The 26689-nt window shown below is 60.5% G+C and carries 23 protein-coding genes and 1 riboswitch; of the genes, 10 read left to right on the top strand and 13 right to left on the bottom strand.

The window, feature by feature from the left end:
* Window positions 1–58: 58 nt before the first annotated feature.
* Together AB5Y98_RS14180 and AB5Y98_RS14175 are read right to left on the bottom strand one after the other, a co-directional pair.
* Window positions 59–2806 carry a collagenase gene (locus tag AB5Y98_RS14180; RefSeq protein ID WP_368232126.1) on the bottom strand — a complete coding sequence of 916 codons (2748 nt, stop codon included), beginning with the start codon at window positions 2804–2806 and terminating at the stop codon, window positions 59–61.
* Window positions 2807–3299: 493 nt separating this feature from the next.
* Window positions 3300–3623 carry a fimbrial protein gene (locus AB5Y98_RS14175; protein WP_368232125.1) on the bottom strand — a complete coding sequence of 108 codons (324 nt, stop codon included), beginning with the start codon at window positions 3621–3623 and terminating at the stop codon, window positions 3300–3302.
* Between the two features lie 93 nt (window positions 3624–3716).
* Window positions 3717–3802: riboswitch (cyclic di-GMP riboswitch) on the bottom strand.
* A 942-nt stretch (window positions 3803–4744) separates the two neighbouring features.
* Between AB5Y98_RS14175 and AB5Y98_RS14170 the strand changes: the two genes are divergently transcribed.
* The 6 genes from AB5Y98_RS14170 (at window position 4745) to AB5Y98_RS14145 (ending at window position 10696) form a co-directional block, all read left to right on the top strand.
* On the top strand, window positions 4745–5287 hold the full coding sequence (locus tag AB5Y98_RS14170) for a fimbrial protein (RefSeq protein ID WP_005308347.1): 543 nt from the start codon (window positions 4745–4747) through the stop codon (window positions 5285–5287).
* Window positions 5288–5386: 99 nt separating this feature from the next.
* The gene (locus AB5Y98_RS14165) at window positions 5387–5776 is read left to right on the top strand and encodes a hypothetical protein (RefSeq protein WP_010635268.1); all 390 of its coding nucleotides are present in this window, start codon (window positions 5387–5389) and stop codon (window positions 5774–5776) included.
* A gap of 67 nt (window positions 5777–5843) precedes the next feature.
* Window positions 5844–8378, top strand: coding sequence for a fimbria/pilus outer membrane usher protein (locus tag AB5Y98_RS14160; RefSeq protein WP_368232124.1), 2535 nt, complete (start codon window positions 5844–5846; stop codon window positions 8376–8378).
* Window positions 8379–8388: 10 nt separating this feature from the next.
* The gene (locus AB5Y98_RS14155) at window positions 8389–9120 is read left to right on the top strand and encodes a molecular chaperone (RefSeq protein ID WP_010635266.1); all 732 of its coding nucleotides are present in this window, start codon (window positions 8389–8391) and stop codon (window positions 9118–9120) included.
* A gap of 2 nt (window positions 9121–9122) precedes the next feature.
* The gene (locus tag AB5Y98_RS14150; protein WP_117404825.1) at window positions 9123–10148 is read left to right on the top strand and encodes a fimbrial protein; all 1026 of its coding nucleotides are present in this window, start codon (window positions 9123–9125) and stop codon (window positions 10146–10148) included.
* Between the two features lie 8 nt (window positions 10149–10156).
* Window positions 10157–10696: a fimbrial protein gene (locus AB5Y98_RS14145; protein ID WP_025202285.1), complete on the top strand. Its 540-nt coding sequence runs from the start codon at window positions 10157–10159 to the stop codon at window positions 10694–10696.
* Between the two features lie 2 nt (window positions 10697–10698).
* On the opposite strand, the gene AB5Y98_RS14140 is transcribed toward AB5Y98_RS14145, so the two are convergent.
* The 7 genes from AB5Y98_RS14140 to AB5Y98_RS14110 all read right to left on the bottom strand — a co-directional run bounded on the left by AB5Y98_RS14140 (window position 10699) and on the right by AB5Y98_RS14110 (window position 19305).
* Complete coding sequence (locus tag AB5Y98_RS14140) at window positions 10699–11934, bottom strand: winged helix-turn-helix domain-containing protein (protein WP_005308366.1); 1236 nt, start codon at window positions 11932–11934, stop codon at window positions 10699–10701.
* A gap of 301 nt (window positions 11935–12235) precedes the next feature.
* Window positions 12236–13642: an AMP-binding protein gene (locus AB5Y98_RS14135; protein ID WP_368232123.1), complete on the bottom strand. Its 1407-nt coding sequence runs from the start codon at window positions 13640–13642 to the stop codon at window positions 12236–12238.
* Window positions 13643–13652: 10 nt separating this feature from the next.
* Window positions 13653–14582, bottom strand: coding sequence for an o-succinylbenzoate synthase (gene menC, locus AB5Y98_RS14130; protein ID WP_368232122.1), 930 nt, complete (start codon window positions 14580–14582; stop codon window positions 13653–13655).
* Window positions 14582–15430 (bottom strand): 1,4-dihydroxy-2-naphthoyl-CoA synthase, encoded by an 849-nt coding sequence (gene menB / locus AB5Y98_RS14125; RefSeq protein WP_019841092.1) that lies wholly within the window; start codon window positions 15428–15430, stop codon window positions 14582–14584. Before menB ends, menC begins: the two co-directional genes overlap by 1 nt.
* A 4-nt stretch (window positions 15431–15434) precedes the next feature.
* Window positions 15435–16205, bottom strand: coding sequence for a 2-succinyl-6-hydroxy-2,4-cyclohexadiene-1-carboxylate synthase (gene menH, locus AB5Y98_RS14120; protein ID WP_368232121.1), 771 nt, complete (start codon window positions 16203–16205; stop codon window positions 15435–15437).
* Entirely contained in the window at window positions 16195–17925 is a 1731-nt protein-coding gene (gene menD, locus AB5Y98_RS14115; RefSeq protein ID WP_368232120.1) for a 2-succinyl-5-enolpyruvyl-6-hydroxy-3-cyclohexene-1-carboxylic-acid synthase, read from the bottom strand. The genes menH and menD overlap by 11 nt, the downstream gene beginning before the upstream one ends.
* A 33-nt stretch (window positions 17926–17958) precedes the next feature.
* On the bottom strand, window positions 17959–19305 hold the full coding sequence (locus AB5Y98_RS14110) for an isochorismate synthase MenF (RefSeq protein ID WP_368232119.1): 1347 nt from the start codon (window positions 19303–19305) through the stop codon (window positions 17959–17961).
* A gap of 207 nt (window positions 19306–19512) precedes the next feature.
* Here AB5Y98_RS14110 and AB5Y98_RS14105 point away from each other — a divergent pair, with 207 nt between their 5' ends.
* Window positions 19513–20418 (top strand): 1,4-dihydroxy-2-naphthoate polyprenyltransferase, encoded by a 906-nt coding sequence (locus tag AB5Y98_RS14105; RefSeq protein WP_005308387.1) that lies wholly within the window; start codon window positions 19513–19515, stop codon window positions 20416–20418.
* A gap of 103 nt (window positions 20419–20521) precedes the next feature.
* Window positions 20522–20737 (top strand): DUF6500 family protein, encoded by a 216-nt coding sequence (locus tag AB5Y98_RS14100; RefSeq protein WP_208200227.1) that lies wholly within the window; start codon window positions 20522–20524, stop codon window positions 20735–20737.
* A 68-nt stretch (window positions 20738–20805) separates the two neighbouring features.
* On the opposite strand, the gene AB5Y98_RS14095 is transcribed toward AB5Y98_RS14100, so the two are convergent.
* Window positions 20806–22203 carry a PepSY-associated TM helix domain-containing protein gene (locus tag AB5Y98_RS14095; RefSeq protein ID WP_368232118.1) on the bottom strand — a complete coding sequence of 466 codons (1398 nt, stop codon included), beginning with the start codon at window positions 22201–22203 and terminating at the stop codon, window positions 20806–20808.
* Between the two features lie 274 nt (window positions 22204–22477).
* Between AB5Y98_RS14095 and AB5Y98_RS14090 the strand changes: the two genes are divergently transcribed.
* Entirely contained in the window at window positions 22478–22873 is a 396-nt protein-coding gene (locus AB5Y98_RS14090; protein WP_216973776.1) for a hypothetical protein, read from the top strand.
* Window positions 22874–22910: 37 nt separating this feature from the next.
* Here AB5Y98_RS14090 and AB5Y98_RS14085 read toward each other — a convergent pair whose 3' ends face one another.
* The 3 genes from AB5Y98_RS14085 to dbpA all read right to left on the bottom strand — a co-directional run bounded on the left by AB5Y98_RS14085 (window position 22911) and on the right by dbpA (window position 24909).
* A complete protein-coding gene (locus AB5Y98_RS14085; RefSeq protein ID WP_185450643.1) occupies window positions 22911–23048 on the bottom strand; it encodes a hypothetical protein in 138 nt (45 codons plus the stop codon).
* A gap of 130 nt (window positions 23049–23178) precedes the next feature.
* A complete protein-coding gene (locus tag AB5Y98_RS14080; RefSeq protein ID WP_017783608.1) occupies window positions 23179–23460 on the bottom strand; it encodes a YkgJ family cysteine cluster protein in 282 nt (93 codons plus the stop codon).
* Window positions 23461–23532: 72 nt separating this feature from the next.
* Window positions 23533–24909 (bottom strand): ATP-dependent RNA helicase DbpA, encoded by a 1377-nt coding sequence (gene dbpA, locus AB5Y98_RS14075; protein WP_017787432.1) that lies wholly within the window; start codon window positions 24907–24909, stop codon window positions 23533–23535.
* A 564-nt stretch (window positions 24910–25473) separates the two neighbouring features.
* Between dbpA and AB5Y98_RS14070 the strand changes: the two genes are divergently transcribed.
* Window positions 25474–26679, top strand: coding sequence for a NupC/NupG family nucleoside CNT transporter (locus AB5Y98_RS14070; protein WP_005308404.1), 1206 nt, complete (start codon window positions 25474–25476; stop codon window positions 26677–26679).
* Window positions 26680–26689 lie beyond the last annotated feature (10 nt).

The following is a 26689-nucleotide window of genomic DNA, read 5'->3' as shown; positions in this document are numbered from 1 at the left end:
TATCATCCTCCAATAAAAAGGGCGGCCATGGCCGCCCTTGAGTATTGATGCCAGCGTCTCAGTGGGAGGAGTCGTTGGCCTTGCACTCGTCGGAGTCCTTGTTGGCCTCCCACCAGGGCAGCAGCTCGCGGCCGAGCCACTGCTGGTAGGCCTCGCTGTCATTGGCAATCAGCTGGTCCAGCTCGGCTTCGAAGGCGCTCATCGCCTGCTGCTGATCCGGGTTGCGCAGGGCCTGGGCCATGGCCAGCCAGCTGGCGCCGCGACCGGTCTCGTTCAGGAAACGATGCACCGTGTAGGACCAGGAGTAGACCATCTCGCCGCCCTTGTCGTAATCCAGGTGCAGGATGTCGGCCAGGGCCGGACGATCCCCTGCCGGGCGGCCGGCGACGTTGTCCAGACCGCGGGCGAAGCACTGGCCGTGGGCGATGAATTCCGCCAGCCCTTCCGACCACCAGGTGGTGCGGTTGAGCGGGTAGTGGCCGAAGCTGCCGTACTGGTTGAAGCGGCCGTCCAGGTAGTGCACGTACTCGTGGCGCAGGTTCCACACCTGGAACGAAGGACGCTTCCACTCCGCCTCGTAGGCGAAGAAGCGGGCCTGGTTGCCGGGGCGAGCCGGATCTCCCTCAATGTAGATACCGCCGTTGTCGGTGGAGACGCCACCAAACAGGGCACTGCCGTAGCGTTTCCAGTCGGCGGAGGAGTTGAAGACCACCAGTTCCAGTGCCTCGTTGTGATCGTCCGCCACCGGCTGCCAGCCGGTTTCCATCTGCTGATGGAACTGCTGCTCTTCGGCGCCCAGTTCACGGCAGATCCCCTCGGCCTGATCCATGGTCAGATCCTGGGCCCGCAGGCGCAGGGTCGGCGAGCAGGTGTGCTCGAACGGCAGCACATCCTCCACCCGGATCGGGGTGCAGAGCCCGGCGAAGTCACCGCTGATGCAGGCTTCGCTGGTGCGGTCCGTGTAGGTCAGGTAGTAGGTGGAGAGGGTCAGCGACATGTCTTCCAGCAGATCCTGGCTCTGCTGACCACCGGGGATCAGGTCGTGGTGGCGAACGAGGGTGATGACGGAGTCATCCAGCAGCCTGCGGTAGCCGTCGAGCTCGTCCGGGCGGGTATAGCGGGCGACCCGGTAGAGGCGGGTGTAGGCATCCAGCACGTTGTTGAGCAGGAACAGATCGGCGCCATCCCGCCCTTTCCACAACGCGAGCTCGCTCATGCCGAGGGCGTGCAGCTGCTTGCGTAGCTCGCCATCCTGCGCTCGGAAGTCGTTGGCGAAGGGATCGCTGTAGTCGCTGGCGAAGTCGAGGAAGTTGAGCAGATCGAACAGGCCGGTCGCCCAGGCGTGCTGGCCGTTGATCTCGCTGGCATGGCGGGTGCTGTAGGCCAGCATCTGGTTGAACTCGCCGAGCAGGGTGCCAAAGCGGCTCTGCACTGCCGGGCTCTTGAACTGACCGTGCAGGGCGATGCTCCAGGCACCTATGACGGCACCTACCTCGTCGCTGGCCTGCTCCGGGAAGAGCAGCGGATGGGCACCCAGCGCGGTCAGCGCCTCGGCCAGCGCCTCGGCGGCGGCCGGGCCGTCTTCCTTGTGTTTGCCGTAGTTGTGGTAGTTGTGGGCACGCACGTATTCCAGCAGCAGCTTCATGGCCGGATGGGCCGGCTGATTGGCCGCCAGCAGGCTCTGGATGCCGCGGGAAACGGCCAGCAGCTTGGCATCGTCGTGACCATAGTTCTCCTGCCAGACCGGGGCGGGCTGGCCACTGGCATCCTGCACTATCCTGGCCGCTTCGGCGTCCAGCAGATCGGTATCGGGCAGGTCCGGCTCGGAGCAGGCGCGGCCGTCGGCACGGCGGCAGTCGAGCTGCTCCTCCTTGCTGGCCAGCATGATGGGGCGATTGAGCACCCGGCTCTCCTGCCATTCGGTTGTCTCCGGCAGGGTCTGCCATTCGCTGCCCCCCACCGGGTATTGATAGCCGGTGTCCTTCAACACCACCTGCACCTCGCTGCCGGCGGGCAGGGTCTGACGGCACACCCGGTAGCTGATGGTCTTGTCCCCTTCCTGACGGGTTTGGGGTTCATCACACTCCTGCTGGGTCTTGGCCTGTTCCAGCAACCAGGTGTACTGGCGCCAGACGTGCAGCTCGCTCACCTGACGGGCGGCCTGGCTGCCCGCAACCGGCTGCAGGCGGAAGAAGATCTGCTCGAGGCGGCCATCCCGCTCGTTGGGGGTCTCTTCCAGTACCTTCAACTGCTGCCAGTTTTGCGGCTGGTACTGCCATGCCTGCTCGGCGCAGCGCCCCTCGGCGTTGAGCTCGCAGCGATCCAGCTCCTGCTCGCTGTGACCCAGGATGACCCGCTCCGCCAGCGGCAGACGATCCTGACGCGGCGCGGTCGGGGTGCCTGCCAGGGGCTCCCAGCGGCCCTGCTTCATGCCGTAGCCAAAGTCATAGCTGCTGGCCGGGACAGCCTTGCCGGCCGGCACCACCTCTTCACAGCTGAGGTAGCGGATCTGCCAGCCCTGCTCGATCTTGAGCTGGGGTTCGCCGCACTGCTGTTCTGCCAGTGCGGCCAGGTTGGCTTCGCTCCAGTCGAAGCGACGATACACCCTCAGCTGTTGATAGGGGGCGTCGCCACTGCGGGCGCTCAGCTCGTAGGTCACTTCGGTGAGCTGATCCCCCAGCTGACGGCTGGATTCACCTTTGAGTTGATACTGTTGCCAGTCGGAGGGGGAGTAGTTGGCCAGCGCCGAAGTGGCAAGCAGGCCCGGTGCTGCCAGCAGCAGCAACCTGGTACCCAGATTGTTCATTTTTATCCCTTTGCTTGATTGTCTGCGTGATTGACGCGTGCAATCTATTCAGCTCCAAAAGGATATCAACCCACCAATCAGGCCATATAAATCATTTATTTAGATTGAATCAAAACAAAGTGAGTCCCATTGGGGGCCTGGTTGATAGCAAGGACTCATCTGCCATCTGGGGGGGATCTCAGTCTGAGGCTGGCAACTGTGATCAAAGTCTCGTTTGAGATGTGCTGGTCATGTGGCGTCGCGACAATGCGAAGCCGGCAAACCCGCAGAAAAAGCGCTGACTTGTCTGAGCAGAAAGTTGGGGGCGTAGTGAGAAGGCCGCTGGCTGCGCTCGGTATGGACGCAGAAAAAATAGGAGGAAAAGTGATGGAGAGTCGCGGGCAGACGTTATCAGCCGCTGCCTGAGCATGGCAGTGGGTGCTCACCCTTCACGGTGCGAGCAGATCCGCCCGAGGCAATGAACAACCTCGGGCGGGTGACGGAAGTGACGGGCTCAGAGGTAGCTGACGGTCACTATGGCCATGTTGTTGCTGCCGGCAGACAGCTTGTACTGCATGGTGCTGCTGATGGTATTGAGGCTGCCGGCTTGCTGCAGGCTAGCCAGATCCATGGTCTGACGCTGGGTGCCCGAGTAGCAGGTCACGCTGTTGTCGGCGAAGTCACAGGGGGCTTCGTAGATGGTACCGGTGAAGGTGACGCTGCCATCGTAGGCGGAGGCAGTAGCTGGCAACAAAGCGGCACCCAGCAGCATGGCTGCGGCGGCAGAAGAGGCAAAACGGATGGCGCTGTTGCGAACGGAAGCGGTGGAAGTGTTCATTTTTATGTCCTTTTCGTCACATGTCGTTGTACGAAAAGGGCAACGCAATCAAAGAGAATGACACAGATACAGCTGATGACATCGCTCTTCTCAGATGGCAGCTCCGCTGTCTTAGGTTATGAACCCTTAGACCGGTGGCTTTGCGTCCCGACCTTTCGATCGGTTTGCCCTTTACTCTATGTCTAGATGATAACATCGCACTTTGAGAAATCAATCACCATAAAAAAGTGTGAGGTATCGGTCACAAATAGTTTTTTATTCTCCGCGGTTCAGGATAAACGGCTGGTTTTCCTTAATGTTTTTTTGAATGAATATCCTGAGAAATTCATTCTTATCTCCCTTGCCATTATGAATAACGGGCGAGCTCAGTAGTTCTATGTCGATCACAAATATGGTTCAGCATGACCTTGGGATTGAACAGGGGGATAATAAAAGGAAGCTTATTGGTGTTTCCCTTCACAAGCGGAACCTGATTACCTGATTACCTGATTACCTGATTACCTGATTACCTGATTACCTGATTACCTGATTACCTGATTACCTGATTACCTGATTACCTGATTACCTGAGCTGTTTTATGTATGAGGTCAGGGGTATTCAAGAAACAAAAAGCGTGATCTGGGATTATTTTGTTGTTGTGTTTTTGTTAATTGCTGTTAAGCGGTTGAAGTTGTCTGATTTAAAATAATCCAATCCGTGTTTGCTATATGATAGATATTTATTTTACGGCATTCATAAATGTATTGTCGTGGTGGTAAACCATTGTTTTTTATGTGTTTATAAAAGAATTTATAAAAATCAAAATGTATTTGATGTGCATCATATGAGTCGTTAATTTGTTCATCAAGCAAAAGCGGAGCACGGCTTTCTGCACAGACGACAGGGATGTATGTAGTTGTGCAGTTGAGGTGTAGCGGGAACTGCTCCTTATGCGGTGAGCTGCTTTTGCTTATTTAGATAAACCATAAAGGCACAGCAAGTTATTGATGCCGCCTCTCACCGGCTTAATGAGAGAACAGGCACCGGCATGCTGTGCAGTATATCGCGGCATCACTGAAGATCGTGACTCCAGCATGATTGGAGTGATGCAGTACAACACACGTTAATGTAGGTATAAACGAATGAAAGCTAACAAAATTCTGGTTGCTATGGGTGTTGGTTCCATGCTGCTGTGCGGCACCGCTTTTGCTGCTGGCAACACCGGTTCAGGTAAAGTCACCTTCAACGGTGAAATCATCAACGCTCCTTGCTCCGTTGCTCCTGAGTCTGTTGACCAGGTAGTTGAAATGGGTCAGATCAGCACCAAAGAGCTGGCCAACGGTGGCGAGTCCAACTCCAAGCCGTTCAGCATCAAGCTGCTGAACTGTGAAATCTCCGATCAGGAAGATGCCGTCAAGGTAACCTTCAGCGGTGCCAAAGACCCGGTAGATTCCAGCCTGCTGGTTATCGGTGGTGGTGACGCCGCTGGTGCCGGTATCAAGATGACCGCCCCGGGTGGTGCCGCTATCGTACTGGGTACCCCGACTGCCGCCTTCGGCCTGGTCAACGGTGACAACGAGCTGCCCTTCAGTGCCGTGCTGAAAGGTTATGCCGATCAGACCGCTAACCCGCTGAAAGCCGGCGCTTTCACTGCAGTGACCAACTTTACTCTCTCCTACGAGTAATCGACTGCCTTAACGTGTGACCAGGGTTGTGGTGGCTGATGCCACCACAACTTCACACCTTCTGTCTCCTCACATCGAACCTTGATCATGAAAACTTCAATGATGGCAGCCATGGTGCTGCAACTGGTGATGATGGCGGGATCAGTCCACGCCAACGAGATTTCGGATGGGCTGGCCGAGTCGGGCTGTACGCTGGACGTGCAGCGCAGTATTCCTTTGCAGGCCAGGCAACCGGGCACGTTGAAAATCAGCGGCTGTCAGGTTGAAGGAGCAGCAGAGGCATCACTGCCTTTTATTTCCATGTCCGTGCGCGGTGCCATGAGCGATGAGCTTGGCATTCTCAACAACGGCCAATATCACAAGGTGTCCGGCGAGAGCTTTATTATTTCGGATATCGTCAACAGTGATCTGGAATTCAATTTGGGTCTGACCAGCAGTCAACTGTTTTTTCCGGACAGTACGACGCTGTTTGAACTCAATTATATGTAAGCAAGCCAATTGCTTAGTGTAGATACCTCATTACGTGAGACCGTTATGCAATTCCTAGAGTAAATATATGAGCGTTTCAACATCAGACTCTGTGAGAAAAAAACATTATTCCAAAATGGCTTTTATGCTGTGCGTGCCCGGCCTGATGGCGGTGGCGAATCATGCATGGGCAGAGACGGAGTTTAATATTGATGCGCTCGATCTGGACGAACGGACCAAGATCGACCTCTCCCAGTTTGCCGACGAAGGCTACATCCTGCCCGGCGACTACTACCTCGAGATCGAGGTCAACAAGAACAAGCTGCCCCTGCAGAAAATCCCCTTCTACGAGACCGACACCGGCAAGGGAAAGGGCGGGGTGGCCTGCCTGCCGCAAGAGGTGATCCCCAAGCTGGCGCTGACCGACGAGGCCATCGCCAAGATCGACAGCTGGCACGACGGTCAGTGCGCCAACCTGCTGGCGCTGGACGGCGTGGTGATCGCCAACGACATCGGCAACGGCCTGCTGCGCATCGCCGTGCCCCAGGCGTGGATGAAGTACAGCGATCCCAACTGGATTCCGCCCGAGCAGTGGGATGAGGGGATCCCGGGGATGATGCTGGACTACAACATCAATGCCCAGATCAACGAGGGCGATGGCTACTCCAACCGCAACATCAGCAGCTACGGCACCCTGGGGTTCAACTACGGTGCCTGGCGCCTGCGCGGCGACTATCAGGCCAATGCCTACTGGGGCGACAACGACCGGACCACTTCCGAGCTGAACCGCATCTACGCCTATCGTCCGCTGCCGAACATGGCCGCCAAGCTGACGGTGGGCGAGCAGCAGCTCAACTCCCAGCTGATCGACGGCTTCCGCTATACCGGCGTCAACCTGGCCAACGACGAGCGCATGCTGCCGCCGAGCCTGCAGGGCTATGCGCCGGAAGTGAGTGGCATCGCCAAGACCAATGCCAAGGTGACCATCTCCCAGTCCGGTCGCATCCTCTATGAGACCAACGTGCCGGCCGGTCCGTTTCGCATCCAGGGGCTGGACAGCTCGGTGCGCGGCCGTCTCGATGTGCGGGTGGAAGAGCAGGATGGCAGCGTCAACTCGTTCCAGGTCGACACGGCGACCGTGCCCTATCTGACCCGTCCCGGCTATGTCAGATACAACCTGGCGGTCGGCGCCCCTTCCGAACAGACGGACTCGGTGCACGACGTGCACGGCCCTGCCTTCGTCACCGGTGATTTCTCCTGGGGGGTGGCCAACTCCTGGTCGCTCTATGGCGGCAGTCTGGTTGCGGGTGAATACAACTCCATGGGGCTGGGTATCGGTCGCGATCTCTATGCCTTCGGTGCCATTTCCGCCGACCTGACCCAATCCATTTCCAAGCTGCCCGGCCTGTCGACCAAGATTGGCCAGTCGGTGCGGGTGAACTACGCCAAGCAGTTCGATGAATACAACAGCTCGATCACCTTCGCCGGCTATCGCTTCTCCCAGCATGACTTCATGACCATGTCGCAGTTCCTCAATAACAAGGATCGGCTGGAGAAGAACGAGAACACCTCGAGTGATGACTACAACAACTGGGGTGACAAGGAGCTCTACACCATCACCGCCAACAAGACCTTCTGGGCGGATGATGCGGCCAAGGCGCTGACCGTCTACCTGGACTACACCCACAGAACCTATTGGGAACATGACGCCGAGGATCGCTACGGCCTCACCATCAACAAGAACGTGAACATCGGCAGCTTCAAGGATGTCTCCGTCTATGTGTCGGCCTACAAGACCAAGACCGAGAACTACGAGGATGACAAGAGCGTCATGCTGACCCTGAGCATGCCGATCGGAGACCGAAAGAGCGCGGGATACAGCGTGCAGTCCTCCAACGGCAAGGTGACCCACCTGGCCACCTATCAGGACTACAGCCGGCCGGATGATACCTATCAGCTGGGGGCGGGCGTGCAGAGCAATGGCCACGCCGTGGCGCGGGGTTACTACAACCACAACAGCGACATCGGGGCGGTCAGCCTCAATGCCTACAGCGTGCAGAGCGAGTACACCTCGGTCGGTGCCAGCCTGCGCGGCGGCCTGACGGCGACCGAGCACGGGGCGGCCCTGCATCAGGCGACCCGTCGTGGCGGCACCCGCATGATGGTGGATACCGACAAGACCTCCGGCGTCTCCTTCAACAACGGCCGCGCCGTGACCAACCGCTTTGGCGTCGCGGTGATCAGCGACATGACCGACTATCGCAAGAGCGATACCCGGGTCGACGTGGATCAGCTGAGCGACGACATCGATGCGATGAACGCCATCAAGCAGGGGACCCTGACCGAGGGGGCAATTGGGTATAATGCCTTCGAAATCGCCGAAGGATTCAAGCTGCTGGCCAACGTCAAGCTGTCCGATGGCTCAGTGCCGCCGTTTGGTGCCACCGTCGTCAGGGATTCCGGCCGGGTGCTCTCGGTGGTGGATGAAGATGGCCTGGTCTATCTGACCGGGGTGAAACCGAATGAAGTGTTTGAACTCTCCTGGGGCGGCGCCCGCCAGTGCAAGATAGTGGCACCGCAACAAGTAACCGATCTGTCGATGAAGACTCTCACTTGCAAGTAATGGGATACCGATGAAAAAGCTGCTCTCTTATACCTGTCTGGCCGTACTGGGCATGACCTCGCTCAACGTCAGCGCTGCCATCGTGCTGGACCGTACTCGCGCCGTCTATCCAGGTGGTGCCAAGTCCATCAGCCTCAACATCAAGAACGAGAACCAGAAGCTGCCCTATCTGGCGCAGTCCTGGATTGAAGATGCCCAGGGGCAGAAGATCTCTTCACCCTTCGTGGTGCTGCCGCCGGTACAGCGGGTGGATGCCAACCAGAAGTCCATCGTGCGCATCGCCAGCGTGCCGGCCATCGACAGCCTGCCCAAGGATCGCGAGTCGATCTACTACTTCAACCTGCGCGAGATCCCGCCCAAGAGCGAGAAGAGCAACGTGATGCAGATTGCCGTTCAGTCCAAGATCAAGCTGTTCTACCGCCCCGAGGCCATTTTGCCCGAGCGCGGCGCCATCTGGCAGGATCAGGTGCTGATCACCAAGCAGGGCAAGGCCCTGCAGGTGAACAATCCCACCCCTTACTACATCACCTACGTGGGCCTGGGCCATCCGCAGGGCAAGGGGAGAACCGCCATCAAGGGCTTCTCCGCCTTTATGGTGGCACCCAAGTCCGAGCAGACGGTCAACATCCCGGAAGCGCTGGGCAATGAATTTGTGATCAGCTACGTCAATGACTACGGCGGATATATGGATATCAAATACCAGTGCGCAGGCAATGCCTGTAAAGCCGTGAAGGAGAGATAAAGATGATATTGCGTACGGGGGTACTTGGTATCATTTTTTTGTCCATGCCAGTGATGGCTATTAATGGTGAGATTAGGGCTGCCACAAAAACCTATGACATTGAACTTAAAAAAGAAGACATAGACAACCAGGTTAATGCAAAAAAAGAGTTCAAGTGGGATCTTAATAGTACTTATCCTGGTACGGCATTTTGTCCAGATCAGGATATTAGCAAGCAACCTATTTATTACAAGGCAGTAATGAGTGCAGGGTTACCCAGTGTTGGTGGTGGATTTGTCAAGTTAAACGAGTTTTTGGATCTCAAAGTTGATATCTGGATTGAAGGTAATCGTCGGGCGTATGTTACTGCCCCTTTTACTGAAGAATCCAATCAGGGCCAGTTTACTTGCTACAAGAGCAAGGGCTCTGCAGATTTTGGTTTTAGAAGTGGTAGCAAGGGCATTGTGACGTTTCGCGTTCGTAAACCCATCATCAATGGAGTACAAATCGACGACCATGAAATAGTCGAGATGTTTGGTCGTCTGGGCAGAACGGATTCCGGATTCAACAACGAGGTCATGTCCAGAATCGTCATCAAGTCCTCGGTGTTGTATGTGCCAGAAAAATGCACAATCAACGGAGGGCAGACGATCGAGGTCGAGTTTGGCGATTTGCCAGGGACAGGATTGGATGGCAACAATTTCGAGAAAACTGTACCACTTAACTTCGTGTGCAGTGGTGGGGTATTTGATAAAGATGCCTCATTAAAAATTAACCTCGCCATTTCTGGTAAACCGACATCGTTTAGTCAGAGTTATCTCAGAACGACTCGAGACGGATATAAAGGTGGTGATGTTATCAATAATCTTGGCATCAAATTCAAACAGCTGGATGGCTCGACACTGAATCTGAATGATTGGTATCCGGTTTCCATGCAGGGAAATATCGGTGACTGGGGTTTTATTGCCGCCCCGATAAGTCCTGCCGGTGCTGAAGTCGCTGCAGGTGACTTCTATGCAACCGGTACAATTGTTGCCTCATTCCAGTAGGAGTCGATATGTTGCGCTTAGGCTGTTTGGGGTTGCTGATACTCCCGCTGTGGGTCAATGCGGCTGCTGATGATCTTGAACTTCTTGGAGGAGAGCTCAATCTCCATGGCCGGATCATCGATCAGCCGTGCGAGATTGCTCCCGAATCCATCGAGCAGGAGGTCGAGATGGGGGTGGTCGACGTGAAGGAGCTCTATGCCAATGGGGCCGGGGTCCAGGTGCCTTTCTCCATCCGGCTGACCAACTGCAAGCCGGGGATCTTTCGTATGGCCAAGGTGACCTTTACCGGCTCGCAGGATCCCCAGCTCAGCGGCGGGCTGGCGTTTACCGCCGGGATGGCCAAGGGCGCCGGGATTCGCCTCTATGACGTGACCCAGTCACCGCTGGATCTGGGCACCCCCTCCCGCGGTTATCTGCTGGGCGGTGCGGCAGACAATGAGCTGCAGTTCTTTGCCCGGGTGGAAGCGCATCCGGACGCGCTGGCTGCCAAGACCATCCAGCCCGGGGATTATTCCGCCGTGGCCAACTTTATCGTTGCCTATGAATAAGGTCAGAAGTCATTGCGCTGAATGACCTTTGAATTACCCAGACTGGGCCAGTTGATGACGCCGCCCAGATAACTGGAGAGGTAAATGCCCCCCGGCAACTGCACAAACTGTGCTTTCTGTTTAGGGGGGGTCAAGGCGGCCACCAGGGTTGCCACCATGCCGTTATTGGTCAATGCCTTTTGATCGATGTAATTGACGATGGTATTTTTTACCTCTACCGAAATATCGCCATCATCCCGCTCCAGATCCCCGACGGAATCCAGATTGAACAGCGTCTGACCCTGGCTGTCGGTAGCTATAATGGTTGCCACGACTATTTCTCGGCTCAGTGTAACAATGAACTTGTTCTTTCTGGTCAGCTCAACCCAGTTGTCCGGCGCCTGGCAATTGCTGTGATATCGAACTGTGGTGTCGGTATTGTTGTAATAGTTATGGGAAACATTCTTTCCCTGCTGAGCCATGGTGGAAATAACGCATTGCACCTCTTCGGCAAGCGGATGACCATTGCGCAATAAAAAGACATTTTCTGACAGCTGGCGACTGTTGTTGTCGATGGAGAAATAGCTGATGGCTTCTTTGCCGACCAGCAGGGATACCTGTTCATCATCCTTGCGCGAAATTTTCTGGACCAGCGGTGAGAGCGCATCGATCTTTACCTTCAATGCTTGCTCAGTATCACTGGTCATATAAAGAGAAACATGGCCAAGATTGATGGTGCGCAGCGTATTGGCCGTGGCATAGTGATATATGCTGATGACCAGCGCGGTCAGCGATACCAGCAAGAGTGCAACCAGCAAAATACGCTGTGGGCTGAAATAGCGATCATATTTACGGCGGGTATATTGCCGTCTGACCTGGGGCACATTGGCGGTTGCGACCGTCTGAATTTCTTCATTCGGCACTGCCTCCTCGGTCTCTCCGGCCACTTCAATGGGGGCGCAGAAGATATATCCCACCCGCGGGATAGTATCGATCGCATCCATCAAACCGAATGATTCCAGCTTTCGTCTCAACGAGAGGATCTGCCGGTTCAGGTTGGTGTCGGTATTGTCCTGGTTCGGCCACAAGGCATCCTGCAGCTTGCTTCTGGCAATGACAGTACCTGCCTCATCACACAGCATCTCGAGCAGCTCGGCTTCCTTGTTGCTGAGCTTGATGTCCTTGTCTCCTTTCGAGAGTCGGAATATTGCAGCGGAGAAAAAGATATCCTCTGCAATTTTATAATTTTTGTTACTCATGTGTGACTCGTCTTACTGCCAAGGAGAGCATTTTACCACCATGCAGTCTTTGTTCAAATAATGGGAAATTAGCAATATCTTTAACTATCAAATAGTTACCTTTGCGTTTAAATGCATGGCGGGGAATATGGTACTACAGGCGGCTCATTCAGTTCAAAAAACACGCAAAAAGAGGGTCATGTATGTAATCGTTCTCACTTCCCCCTGCCTGTGAGGGGTATTTTGACGCCGCCAGCATTTTCTTTCGAATAAAGTGTGTATTTGGATGGCTCCACCATGTCTGAAATTGTCGCATGGCTGATCATTGTTCCTGCAGCATGCGTTGATATTGCCTGCGCTGCGGCTTGAGTTGCCCCCCGAGATCGGGCCAGGGATGCCATTGGTCCGGCACCATGAAGCCGGGCAGGGTCTGCCGGATCCAGGTCGCCAGCTCGGCATAAGGCCGCGGCTCGCCATGCCAGTCGATGAAGGCGGCGGGCCTCTGCCCCCACTCGTCGCTCGGCACCGGCACCACCAGCGCCTGTGCCACTGCGGGGTGATCCACCAGCCGCTGCTCTATGGTCTCGGGCTGAATGTTCTCGCCCCCCGAGATGAAGAGGTTGTCGAGCCGCCCCTCCACCACCAGTTCGCCATCCGCGTTGAAATGCCCCTTGTCGCGGGTGTGGAACCAGCCGTCCTCGTCGAGCGGCCACGCCAGCCCCCCTTCCTTGAAATAGCCCGCAAACAGCGTCTCGCCGCGCACGCAGATCTCCCCCTGGCGGATGCAGACCTCCCGCCCCGGCAGCGCCTTGCCCACCACGCCAGCGGCGGCCGGCCGGTCGGTGCAGACCTGGCTGCCCATCTCGGAGAGGCCATAGCTCACCTTGGGCACCAGCCCCATGGCGGTGAGCCTGTGCACCAGCGGCTGGGGGATGGCGGCTCCGCCGAGCAACAGCTCGCGCAGCCGGGTGCGAGCGGGATCGAAGCCCTGCGCCAGCAGTCGCCAGAGCTGGGTCGGCACCAGGGATAGATGGGTGATGGGTTGTTGTTCGAGCCGCTCCCTGAGCGGGCGGGCGCGATCGTCCAGCACCAGGGCTGCGCCCGCCAGAAAGACACGAAACAGGATGGCGTAGCCGCCGACATGAAACAGCGGCAGGGAGAGCAGCCAGCCACAACGCTCATCGAGCGGGATCTGGCTGGTGGAGCCTCGCGCCGAGGCCAGGTGGTTGGCCAGCCGGTGCACCACCGCCTTGGGCGTGCCGCTGGAACCCGAGGTGAGGATCATGTTGTTGAGCCGGGCCGGCGCCAGCATGCAGTCGCCTTCGTCCGCCGCCAGCTCACGGGTGAAGTCGAGTCGTAGCGGTTGCCAGCCGCCGGTCGGGATCTCGCCCGCCGACCAGCAGGCCCTGACGTCGAGCAGGGTCGCCAGCTCCGTTTGCCGCGTCAGCGGAAAGGCGGGGTTGAGCGGGCAGAAGACGATGGCGCTGCGCACGCAGGCCCAGGCCAGCAGCACATCTTCCAGCGCACCGCGTACCACGGCGGCGAGGCGATCTCCCGGTTGCAGGCCGGCCATGGCCAGCTGCTGGCACAGGCTGTTGAGCCTGGCGTCCAGTTGCCGGTAGGTGAGCGGGACGGCGGCGTGAATGGCGATGCGAGCGGGAGCGGATCGCGCCCAGTGACGCACCGGGCAGGGTTCGGGATGGGAGTGATGGTCAGACAAGGGTGGCATGCAGGCCCCTTCAATCGTGGTGAAACAGGGGCTCCAGCAGGCTTGGATCGGGTTTGCCGGCGGCGTCCAGCAGCTCGGCGGCCAGCCAGCGCCGGGTATCCAGGCCGGGGGCCTGTTCCGGTGCCCATTCGCCGGCCAGATGGAACAGCTGGTTCAGACCGACGCCGGATTCGAAACAGGAAGAGACGATGACCTTGAGGCGCAGCTCGTGGGCCCGGGCCACCAGTGCCTCGCAGTGGGCCAGCGAACCGAGCAGGGTCGGCTTGAGCACCAGGGCGCGCAGCTGGGGAATGGGCTCCCACGGCTTGCCCTGGGCCAGCAGCTCGTCGATGGCCACCGGCATGCCGGTGCGATTGGCCACGAAGGCTATGTCGGCAAAGTCGGCGCAGGGGTCTTCCAGATATTCGATCCGGTTTGGATCCAGATGACCGCAGAAGGCCCAGGCCTCCTCGCGGGTCCAGCCCTGGTTGGCGTCCAGCACCAGCTTGAGGGTGGGAATGCGGTCGCACAGCAGGCGGATCAGCGCCAGCTCGTCGCGCATGGGGTAACGGGCCACCTTCAGCTTGGCCTTGTTCGGGGTCTTGTGAAGCCAGTTCTTCCAGTTCTTCAGCAGCTCCTGGGGGGAGCCCTGAATAAGGGGATAGGGTTCGGGCAGCGGGGCTGTCTGGGCAGGCCAGCAGCGGCGGGCGCAGTCCAGCCCGAATTGCACCGAAGGGAGTTGCGGGGCGATATCTTGCCCCGCCGCCAGCCGCTCCAGACAGACGATGGCTTCGGCTTGCGCCTCGGCCAGGCTCTCGCGGGAGAAGCCGGGCAGGGGGGCGATTTCCCCCCAGCCGTCGTCAACGCGGACCAGCAGGCCCTCTCGCGCCACCTCCACCTTGCCGTGAAAGGTCAGGGGCTGGGTAAAAGGCAGTTGGTAGCGATAGAGAGCGAGTGTCATCAGGGATTCCGCTTGTATTTGGAGAAGTCGGGACGGCGTTTCTCGTTGAACGCGTTGCGCCCTTCCTGACCCTCTTCGGTCATGTAGAACAGCATGGTGGCATTCCCCGCCAGCTCCTGCAAGCCGGCCTGGCCGTCGCAGTCGGCGTTGAGGGCGGCCTTCAGGCAGCGCAGCGCCATCGGGCTGTTCTGCAGCATCTCGCGACACCAGCGCACGGTTTCACGCTCCAGCTCCGCCAGCGGCACGACGGTATTGACCAGCCCCATGTCGAGGGCTTGCTTGGCATCGTACATGCGGCAGAGGAACCAGATCTCGCGGGCCTTCTTCTGGCCGACGATGCGCGCCATATAGGAGGCACCCCAGCCGCCGTCGAAGGAGCCCACTTTCGGGCCGGTCTGGCCAAACTGGGCGTTGTCGGCGGCGATGGTCAGATCGCACATCATGTGCAGCACGTGGCCGCCACCGACCGCGTAGCCGGCCACCATGGCAACCACCGGTTTCGGGCAGGTGCGGATGTCGCGCTGGAAGTCGAGCACGTTGAGGTGATGGGTCCCCTCGTCATCGCGGTAGCCACCGTAGTCGCCACGGATCTTCTGGTCACCGCCGGCGCAGAAGGCCTTCTCGCCAAAGCCGGTCAGGATGATGGTGCCGACCTGATCGTCGTAGCGGGCATCGGCCAGCGCCTGCAGCATCTCTTTGACGGTGCGGGGGCGGAAGGCGTTGCGCACCTGGGGGCGGTTGATGGTGATCTTGGCAATGCCATCGCCGGACTTGTGATAGAGGATGTCCTCGTAACCGGCGGAGCAATCACGCCACTCGACGGGGGCATAGAGTTCCGCTTCAGTCATTGCTTCAATCATGACGCTTCTCTTCTTGTTGTTGGTTGACCCACTCCGCGAGGAGCCGGGCAAAGGCCTCAGGCTGGTGGGCATGCAGGTTGTGGCCGCCATCCAGCTCCAAGTGGTTGATTTTGCTCTGCTGACTCGCCATGAGGCAAGCCAGCTGATGGAATTTGTGATCCCGCCTGCCGCTCACCCAGGTGACCGGCAGCGTGCCTTGCGCCAGCCAGGTGGCCAGGTTCGGCTGTTTGCCAAGGGAGGTGGCGCGCAGCATGGCGGCCACGGCCTGGCCGTCGTTGCCAAGGCGGCGGGCTATCTGGCGGGCGCGGGCATGGTCGCCCAGATCGGCGAACACCCCCTGCCGATACCAGTCGGCCAGCACGCCCGCCAGGGGCTCCTGCTCGAAGCGCCGGGCCCAGCTTTCGTCGTGGGTCAGGCGCGCAGCGCGCTCTTCGGCGGGCAGACCGGGGTGGCAGTTTTCCAGCAGCAGGGCCTGCAACCCAACCGGGGCCTGGCTGGCGTGATAGAGGGCGAGCCGCCCCCCCAGCGAATAGCCCGCCAACCGGTAGTGGTCGATGCCGCGGCTGGCCAGCTCGTCGCAGAGCCAGCGGTGAGCCTGGTCAAAACCGCTCACCCGCACAGCGTGATTGCTGCCGTGACCCGGCAGATCCAGCGCCAGGCTGGGGAGGTCGGCCAGGGCCGCCTGCACGGGTTGCCAGTCTTGGGCATCGCCGAGCAGACCGTGCAGCAGCACCAGCGTCGGCTGGTCGGCACTAGCTGCCACGGATCGCGCTTCCCAGTGCCTTCAGATCCTCGGCGACTTCGCTGCTGGGGACCTTGATTTCAATCAGCGTTACCCCCTTTTCCAGCGCGGCCGCGTAGTCCCGCTCAAAGTCGGCGAGGGTGGCCGGCGCCCGGTAGTGGAGGCCAAACATGGCGGCGGCGTGCTCGAAGTGCAGGCCGTGGGGCAGGCAGTAGTAGGTCTCAAGCAACGCGTCCTGGGTCGGCACCGGCAGCATGCGAAAGATGCTGCCACCGTCGTTGTTGAGCAGGATCACCACCAGCGGCCGGCTCGCCTTGCCGAGCAGCGCCAGGCTGTTGAGATCGTGCAGGGCGCTGAGATCGCCGAGCAGCAGGGTAGTTGGCTCGTCACGGCCTGGTTCGACCGATTGTGCGAAGCCGTAGGCGGTGGCGATGAGGCCGTCGATGCCGGAGGCGCCGCGGTTGGTCATCACCCGGCTGGGGCCCTTGCCCGCTTCGCCGAGCATGTCCATCAGCCGGGCCGGCATGCTGTTGCCAACGAACAGCTGGCCCCTGATCCGCTGGTTCAGACGATGGCACACCCCGAGTTCGGAGAAGCGCTCGCAGGCGCTGCGCACCTGTTGGCTGACGGACTGCTGGCGCTCCGCCAGCCGGTGCCAGGGCAGGTGCGAATGAGCCACCGGATGGGCGGCGGCAAAGGCGCCGGGTTCGCACAGCAGGCGGCGGCGCAGCCGGTAGTCAGGGTCGAGTCGGGCCGGCTGCGGATCCACCAGCCAGTAATCCTGCCAGGAGTGCTGCTTGATGAACTGACCGAGTCGCTTGGAGATGAGACGGGCGCCAAATTGCAGCAGCACCTCGGCGCGGGCCAGTTCGGCCACGAAGCCGCTGTGTTGCAGGGCGAGATCGGCGTGCACCAGGTTGCGGCCATCGAAGCGCAGCTGGCTCTGCAGGTCTGCCAGCAGGGGCCAGCCGAGCCGCTCGGCCAGGGCGGCGACTGCCTTGGCCTGGGCGGGATCCTGAATGCGGCCGGCGACGATGAGGCCGCGCTTGCCCTGCAGCTCGTCCCAGTCTGGCTGACACGGGCAGGGGGCCTCGGCCTGCTGCCAGGGGCTCCAGGGCTCGGACGAGTGAAGCCAGTCGCCGAGGGGGGCCAGGTAGGCGGAGAAATCCAGGTACTCATCGCCCGGATAGAGGGGCTCCGGGTACATGCAGTTGAAGTGCACCGGCCCCGGCGTGCGCGCCTGCTGGGCCAGCGCCTGATCCACCGAGCTCAGCACGAAGGCGGCCGGGATGGTGGCGGTGGGGCTCGGCAGGTTCTGCTGATAGACGGGGTAGCGGCCGAAGATCCCCTGCTGGTCGATGGCCTGGTTGGCCCCGTTGTCGATGAGCTCGGGCGGCCGGTCGGCCGAGAGGATGATGAGCGGCACGCCGGTGAGCTGGGCCTCGGCCACCGCCGGCCAGAGGTTGGCCACCGCGGTGCCCGAGGTCATGATCACCGCCACCGGGCGGCCACTGCCCTTGGCCAGCCCCAGTGCCATGAAGCCGAGGCCGCGCTCGTCAAAGTGCAGATGGCGGCGAAAGCCGGGGTGCGCGGCGGCAGCCATGGTGAGCGGTGCCGAGCGCGAGCCGGAGGCCAGCGCGATGTCGCGCACGCCGAGGCGAAAGAGCTCCTCCAGCAAGAGGGAAGACCAGACGTGGTTGAAGGTGGCATGGTGACTGGCGAACGCTTGGCTGGCAGACATGAGGCTCTCGTGGTGAGGAATCGATGAGAAACGCTATCCCAGCAGGGAGAGCACATTGGCGATCTTGTTGTCGAGTTCGGCCCACTCGGCGGCAGGCTCGGAACCCGCGACGATACCGGCGCCGGCAAACAGGGTGATGGCCTGCGCCGTGATGCGGGCGCTGCGGATGGCGACCGAGAACTCGGAGGTCTCCCGGCTCAGCATGCCGCAGGCGCCGGCATACCAGCCGCGATCATAGGGCTCGCGTTCACGGATGAAGGCCAGCGCCGCCTCGCGCGGAGCACCGCCCACCGCCGGGGTGGGGTGCAGCGCCTCCAGCAGTTGCCAGTCGCAGACGCCGGGCTTGAGTTCGGCCTCGATGTCGCACTTGAGGTGCTGCAGCAGCCGCAGTTTGAGAATGCGCGGCTCGGTCAGAGTGGCATCCGTGGTGAGCGGCGCCAGCCGGCTGAGGATGTCGGCGTGCACCAGCCGATTTTCTAGCCGGTTCTTGCTGTCGGCCAGCAGCTCGGCGGCCAGTGCAGCGTCGGTCGCCTCGTCGCCGGAGCGGCGGATGGTGCCCGCCAGCGCCTCGGTGAAGAGGTGCTGCTGCTCGCGGCGATAGAGCCGCTCGGGGGAACAGGCGATGAAGCTCTGCTCGGGGGAAAACTGGAAGCCGAAGTGAAAGCAGTCCTGACCGTGCTGTGCCCAGCGGGCCAGCAGCGACCAGGGGACGACGGCCTGCGGATTGGTGGCATTCGTCGCACCCTCATGGGTGAGCCGGCTCTGGCGCGACAGCACCACCTTGGGGGTGTGGGCCTGAAAGTCGGGGGCGGTCACCTGCTCGACCAGGGTCTGCCACTGGGGTTGGCTCGGGCAATCTTCCCGCTGCCATGGGTGGCGGGCCAGCGGGGGCAGGGGCGCCTCCGGCTGGAGGGCGTCGAGGGCGGCGGCGGCGGCCTGCAGTTCGGCCTCGAAGGCGTCGCCACCGGTCTGCTCCGGCAGCCAGAGGTTGAGGCAGAGGGTGACGCACTCGCCACGGCGCACCAGCTCGATGCGGGGCAGCACGAAACGACAGGGGCCGAACCCCTGCCAGCCGGGCTGGGTCGGGTCGAATGCCAGTCCGCCATAGTAGCGGGGGCTGTCGTCATGGGGTTGGCTGGTGTGCTCGCAGACCTGGCGGATCGCCCTGGGCTCGGTCAGCTCGCGCAGGCAGCCCAGCGCCACGTATTCGGGTTTGTCCTGTCCTCTGGCATGCCAATAGATGCGGGGATAGAGAGTCTGCGCCGCCAGCCAGCCCAGAAAGGAGCGAACCTCGATCGCGACGCGCAGTCGCACGAAGCCGCTGGCATTGCCATGACGCAGGGCGTCCAGTTGTTGCTTGATATGGGTCTGAGCCAACATGGATTTCGTCTATGAGCCGATAGTGACGGTCCATCCTGCAGAAGGATGCCGTTGGTTTATGCCAAAGGAGCGATTATTCCTATATATTATCTGCCCATTCGTCCATGTAAATCGCCCGGGGAGCCAACTCCCGAGGGGCCAAGTATACCGAAATCCGGTTCGATAACCCTTAACACGATCAATATCTGATTGTTTGGCCATCACAATATGACAAATACCTTATCTATTTGGTTGCTGGCGGCGCGTTTGCGAACGTTGCCGCTGGCGTGCTCCTCCATTTTGCTGGGATCTGGGCTTGCGGCCAGCCGCGGCGCCTTCGACGGCACCATCATGGCGCTCTCCCTGCTGACCGCCATTCTGCTGCAGATCCTCTCCAATCTGGCCAATGACTATGGGGATGCGGTATCCGGGGCGGACAATGGCGAGCGGATCGGCCCCCAGCGCGCCGTGGTCTCTGGCCTCATCACCCGCAAGCAGATGTGCGTGGCCATGGCGCTGACCGCGCTGGCCGCCGTGGTCAGCGGCCTCGCCCTGCTGGGCTGTGCCTTCGGCGATCAGTGGCTGCAGATCCTCACTTTCGTGTTGCTGGGCGGTGCCGCCATCGTGGCCGCCGTTACCTACACGGTGGGCAAGACTCCCTACGGCTATCGCGGCTTCGGTGACATCTCGGTGTTCCTCTTCTTCGGCCTGCTGGGGGTACTCGGCTCCTACTACCTGTTCACCAAGACCCTGCAGTGGGATCTGCTGCTGCCGGCCACCGCCTGCGGCCTGCTGGCCACCGCCGTGCTCAACATCAACAATGTGCGCGACATCGAGACCGACGCCGCCAGCGGCAAGATCACCCTGGCGGTGCGGCTCGGCCGCAACCGGGCCATCGCCTATCACTGGGTGCTGCTGGGAGCGGCGCTGCTGGCGACCATCGCCTTCATCCTGACCCAGCCTGCCAGCTTCTGGCCCTGGATCTTCCTGCCCGCCATGAAGCCGCTCACCGATGCGGCCAGAACCCTGCGCCAGAGCTTCGATGGCGAGGTGCTGACCGGTTCGCTCAAGAAGACCGCCATCAGCGCCTTCCTCTACAGCCTGCTGCTCTCCATCGGGCTGGCGCTCTCCTGAGTCGCGACCTTGTCTGGCAATGAAGAAAGGCTCCCGCAGGGGAGCCTTTTTGCTGGTTGAGGTATGCTGTCCGGCCATTCACTCATCGGCCAGGAGGGCCGCCATGCGCGACTCGCTCAAGCAGAAGATCATCCAGGTGTGCCAGCAGAAGATTGCCCAGAAGGGGGAGGCGGTCGGGGTCTCCTTCTATGGGTTTTTTGCCAACCGCAATGACGACCCCGAGCTGCTGATGGAGGCGGCGACCTGGTGGATCCAGACCCAGCGCCTCGATCACTTCGAGAAGGCGAGGAAGATCCTCCAGCTGGTGGAGCAGGAGTAAAGATGGGTTGAAAACAAGCGGGCTCCCATTCGGGAGCCCGCTGGCTGGTGTGTCAGGTTGAGGTAACGCTAGCTGGCCCGTGCCAGCCTGGGAGCCCGACGGCGGGCGAAGAGCAGGCTGTCCAGCAGCCAGATCACCAGCATGGAGCCGCCCACCAGCGGGAAGCAGATGCCGAGCAGGATCAGCAGGGCAAGGGCGCCGCGCATGGGGGGCAGGGTGGTCGGCAGCGGCGGGGCGGCGAGGCGGCCCTGCGGACGACGGCTCCACCAGATCCAGAGCCCGCTCACCGAGCTCAGCAACACCAGCAGGCAGATGAGCAGCATGGCGAGCTGATGGGGCCAGCCGTAGAGCTTGCCCATGTGCAGCATGACGCCGGTTTCCACCGTCTTGGCGACCGGGCCGTAGTCCTGCCAGCGCACGTCCGCCAGCACCTTGCCGCTGTATTGATCGATGTGCAGGGTGGCGTCGTTGCGCGGATCATCGGCAAAGATGGCGATGGTGTAGACACCGCTCGCCCCGGCCGGCAGCGTGATGCTGTAGCCCGGCGTGACCCGGCGTGCGGCGGCGATCTCCACCACCTGCTGCAGCGGGATGCGGTGCTCCGCCATCACCATGCCGTCGTGCTCGCCACCGTGTCCCATGGCGCTGTGGTCGTGGGCCTTGGGCTCGGCCGAGCTGGGGATGGGGGTGTTCTCCACCGCCCAGGGCACGGTCTGCTGGTGGGCATGGTTGAGGCTGCGGGCCAGGGGCGCCGACTTGGGCACCTCGTTCCACATGGCGGCCGGGAAGCGGTTCCAGACGGCGGCAAACTGATCGCCCCAGAAACCGGTCCAGGTCATGCCGCTCAAGAGCAGCAGCAGCAGGAAACCGGCGCCCCAGAAGCCGACCACGGCGTGCAGGTCGCGCCACCAGAGCCGGCCACGCTGGCTCCAGCGCGGCCACAGGATGCCGCCAACCCCTGGCCCCTTGCGTGGCCACCAGAGATAGAGCCCGCTCAGGAGCAGCACTATGCCCCAGCCGGCGGCCAGCTCGATCAGCCTATCTCCGGTGGTGCCGAGCAGCAGATCGGCGTGCAGGGAGCGCGCCACCGCCTGCAGATTCCACTTGTTGTCCATGGTGCCGAGCAGGGCGCCGCTGGCGGGATCGAGGAACAGGGTCAGCTCGCTGCCCCCCTGGCGGACGATGAACTGGGCGCTGGCCTCCGGGCCTGTGGGGGGCAGGTATTTGCTCAGGCTGGCATTTGGCATGGCCGCCGTCGCCTTGACCAGCAGCTGGTCGGCGCTGAGCGGTTGGTTGACGGGGGCGACCTTCATCAGCTCGGGATACATGAGGTTGTCGAGCTGGGGCTTGAACAGATAGACGATCCCGGTGAGCGAGAGCAGGATCAGGAAGGGGGCGACGAAGAGACCCGCATAGAAGTGCCAGCGCCAGATGCGCTGATAGTGGTTCGCGTCCCGATTTTTCATCTCTGTTCCTTGCGCCTTGGGTTAACGTTTCAGTTGGTGGAATGTTGGTGGCGGCGCGGATGATAACAGCAACGTTTTGTTAACTGCAACAGAACATGATGGCTGGCCGAGGGGGTCGCCGAGTGCACGCCGGACCGGTTTGCCGGCGGTCAGAAGGTGGCGCAATCCCCTCTGGGCGAACCTTGTCAAAATGGACTTTTGGCAGAGAGATCATTACCTTGTTGCAACATAAGAGAGTGCTTGCACGGCGAAGAATCCAGGGAAGGAGGCAGACGTGAAGTTGCGACCCCACGGCCATTTCGAGATGCAGCGACAGGGCCAGGTGCTGATCTGTCGGCCGAGCGGCCCCTTCAATCTGGCGGGGGCCATGGCCTATGAGGCGCAGTTCAGCCAGCAGATCGCCAGCCTAAGTGCCGGGCCCTGGGGCATAGTCGAGGTGGCGACCGAATTCGAGGCGGCCGGGCCCGAGGTGCTTGCCCGTTTTCGCCGTCAGTTCGAGTGGTGCGCCAACAACGGCTGTGCCTTTCTGGCGGTGGTGCTGGCGGGCAGTTTCAAGCAGTATCTGGCGGATCAGGTGTTCAGCGGGTTGCCGTTTCAGGGGATCCGTTACTTCGAGCAGACCGACGAGGCACTGCAATGGCTGGAGCAGCAACTGGCCGGGCTAGTCTGACCGCACATCATCGCGGTGAGTGCGATCGAGGGGCGGCTCAATCGAGCTTGATAAACCACTTGTCCCGCTCGTCGATACAGTCCGGCTCACCCATTTCAAACTCACGGCAGATCAGGGGGCGCACCTCATGGATGCGGCACATCATCACGGTGAGTGCGATCGAGGGGCGGCTCAATCGAGCTTGATAAACCACTTGTCCCGTTCGTCGATACAGTCTGGTTCACCCATCTCGAGCTCACGACAGATCAGGGGGCGTACCTCATGGATGCGGCACATCATCGCGGTGAGTGCGATCGAGGGGCGGCTCAATCGAGCTTGATAAACCACTTGTCCCGTTCGTCGATACAGTCCGGTTCACCCATCTCGAACTCACGACAGATCAGGGGGCGTACCTCGTAGATGCGGCACATCATGGTGTTGCGATCGAGCGCCGCGCACCAGCCATCTTCCAGCCGGTGCATTACCGGCACCTCGCCTTCCCGCTCTTCCACATAGCGATCCGGTACGCCGGTATCGGTAAACAGCATCACCTCGAGGCGGCAGCAGCAGGCCTCGCAGTTCTGGCAGCTCACATCTGGGGTCGTCATGGCACCTGCCTTGTTCTCATGGGCACGGATAAATATGAAACAGGCGCCGCTGGGGCGCCTGTGGTCTGAACCTTAGCCCAGTTTGCGGGCACGGTAGCTGCGACCCTTGATCTTGCCTTCCTGCAGTCGCTTGAGCGCCGCCTTGGCCACGCCCTGCTTGACCGCCACGTAGGAGTACTGCTCGGCGATCTGGATCTTGCCAACATCGGCCCCGGCAATGCCGCCTTCACCGGTCAGGGCGCCGAGGATGTCACCGGCGCGCACCTTGCTCTTGCGGCCCGCATCGATGGAGAGGGTCACCATCTGCGGGGCTATGGGTTTGATGGCGCGGCCGATGGCATCGAGATCCCCCAGCGGCAGCGGGGCCTGCTGGTACTCCTCGATGATGTTGACGCGCTGGGCCTCGTTCGGCTGATAGAGGCTCAGGGCCAGACCTTGCTGGCCGGCGCGGCCGGTCCGACCGATGCGGTGCACGTGCACCTCGGGGTCGTAGGTGAGCTCGTAGTTGATGACGGCGCCCAGCTCCTTGATATCCAGCCCGCGGGCCGCCACGTCGGTGGCAACCAGTATGGTGGCGCTGCCGTTGGCGAAGCGCACCAGCACCTGATCCCGCTCGCGCTGCTCCAGATCGCCGTTCAGCGCCAGCGCCGAAAAGCCCTTGGCGGCCAGATGATCGGCTACGTCATTGCAGGCGCGCTTGGTGTTGCAGAACACCACGCAGGAGCCCGGCTGATAGTGGCTGAGCAGCCAGCCGAGGGCCTCGAGGCGCTGACCGGCCGGCACTTCATACAGCTTCTGCTCGATGGCGCTCTCCTCGTGCAGGGACTCCACGCTCACCTCCACCGGGTTGCGCTGCACGCCGCGGCTCATCTGGGCGATCCCCTCCGGATAGGTGGCGGAGAAGAGCAGGGTTTGCCGGTCGCGCGGGGCGTGGCTGATGACCCGGCTGATGTCTTCGCCAAAGCCCATGTCCAGCATGCGATCCGCTTCGTCCAGCACCAGCGTCTTGAGGCTGTCGAGCGCCAGGGTGCCCTGCTCCAGGTGCTTGAGGATCCGGCCCGGGGTGCCGACGGCGATGTGGGCACCGAAGCTCAGGGTGGCCGATTGCGGTGCGGTCGGGGTGCCGCCGCACAGGGTCACCAGCTTGACGTTGGGCAGGGTACGGGCGAGACGACGGATCTCGGTGGCAACCTGATCCGCCAGCTCGCGAGTCGGGCAGAGCACCAGCGCCTGTACCTCGAGCCGGTTGACGTCGAGGCGGGAGAGCAGGCCGAGGCCGAAGGCCGCAGTCTTGCCGCTGCCGGTTTTTGCCTTGGCGATCAAGTCTTTGCCGTCGAGTACCAGGGGCAGGCTCTGGGCCTGGATCGGGGTCATCTGCAGATAACCCAGGCTGGCGAGGTTCTCGAGCAGGGCGGGGGAGAGGTTCAGGCTGCTAAATTCGTTGTTCACAAAAGGACTCTATATGGGAGAAAACGGGCTGCGCCGGGCGCAAGGGCGCGCATTGTACCAGAATCCGCCGTTGGATGTGCTGCAAATTTGAGCGACTGCTTCTGTTCGTGACTGTCAGCTCGACGGCAAGGGGTCGGCTCATCGACTGCCCCCTGGCAATCCGGAGCAGCGGTTCGCGGTCGCGGAAATATGTATTTGGCACTGTCTACATTCATCGCAAATAAGATAAACGTTTTTCATCCTGCCTTGATTAAATAAATTTGTCGTAAATTTGTTCTGACCACTTCTGCGCGGCCTTGCGAGTATTAAGTGAATGTAATTAAGCTGTGAAAACAGGACTTTACAAATACCTGATTTATTTTTAAGTGATTGTTTATATTGTGTTTTGTTATTTATTGAACAATGATTGGATGCTTGTGTGAGCGTTTAATTAATTTAAAAACGTTTGTATTATCCAACATGCATATTTTTACCGCAGATTGTGATGGCTATCTGAATTTTTAAATATGCAAATGTCTATGATGGCGCCGGTCAAAAATTACAATTCACTCAGGTGCTACAGGTATGGAATACGTTCACTTTGTGCTCGGACTCGTCATGGTCCTCGCTCTGGCGTTGCTGGCAAACCGCCGCAACTGGAAACTGATCAAGCCGCGCTATATCGGCCAACTGCTGGTGGTCGAACTGGCGCTGGCCTGGTTCATGCTGAACTCCGAAGTGGGTCTGGCGGTAGTGGGTGGCTTTGCCGCCGGCTTCACCAAGCTGATGGAGTTTGCCAAGCAGGGGACCGACTTCGTGTTCGGCGGCCTGGTCAATGAAGGGGCCTTCTCCTTCTTCCTGATGGTGCTGATGCCCATCGTCTTCATCTCTGTGCTGATCGGCATCCTGCAGTACATCCGTCTGCTGCCGCTGGTGATCCGCGGCATCGGTACCGTGCTGGCCAAGATCAACGGCATGGGCAAGCTGGAATCCTTCAACGCCATCAGCTCCATGATCGTCGGCCAGTCCGAGAACTTCATCGCGCTCAAGAACATACTGCCGCACCTGAACGAGAAGCAGATGTACACCCTGGCCGCCACCGCCATGTCCACCGTCTCCATGTCCATCGTCGGTGCCTACATGCAGCTGATCGAGCCGCGTTACGTGGTGGCCGCGCTGGTGCTCAACATGTTCAGCACCTTCGTCGTGCTGTCGCTTATCAACCCCTACGAGCCGGACAATACCGTGACCGACGCCAAGGCGCTGTCCGAGGGTGACGAGCACCACACCCCGAAGAAAGAGAACTTCTTCGAGATGCTGGGCGAGTACATCATGGCCGGTTTCACCGTGGCGGTGATCGTGGGTGCCATGCTGGTGGGCTTCATCGCCCTGATCGCCCTCATCAACTACCTGTTCGAGATGGCGTTCGGCGTCAACTTCCAGCACGTCATGGGCTACATCTTCTACCCCATCGCCTGGATCCTGGGCATCCCGGGCAGTGAAGCGCTGCAGGCCGGTTCCATCATGGCGACCAAGCTGGTGACCAACGAATTCGTGGCCATGATGGATCTGGGCAAGATAGCGGCCCAGCTCTCTCCGCGCACCGTCGGCATCCTCTCCATCTTCATGGTGTCGTTCGCCAACTTCAGCTCCATCGGCATCATCGCCGGTGCGGTGAAGGCGCTGAACGAAGAGAAGGGCAACATGGTCTCCCGCTTCGGTCTGAAGCTGGTGTACGGCTCCACCCTGGTGAGCCTGCTCTCCGCCGTGATCGCCGGTGTGATGCTGTAAGTCATCCACC

Origin of the sequence: Aeromonas sp. s3 (genome assembly GCF_040907805.1) — a bacterium.
Classification (GTDB): domain Bacteria; phylum Pseudomonadota; class Gammaproteobacteria; order Enterobacterales; family Aeromonadaceae; genus Aeromonas; species Aeromonas dhakensis.
Note: the sequence above shows the minus strand (reverse complement) of the source record. Positions and strands in the feature narration are given on the sequence as shown.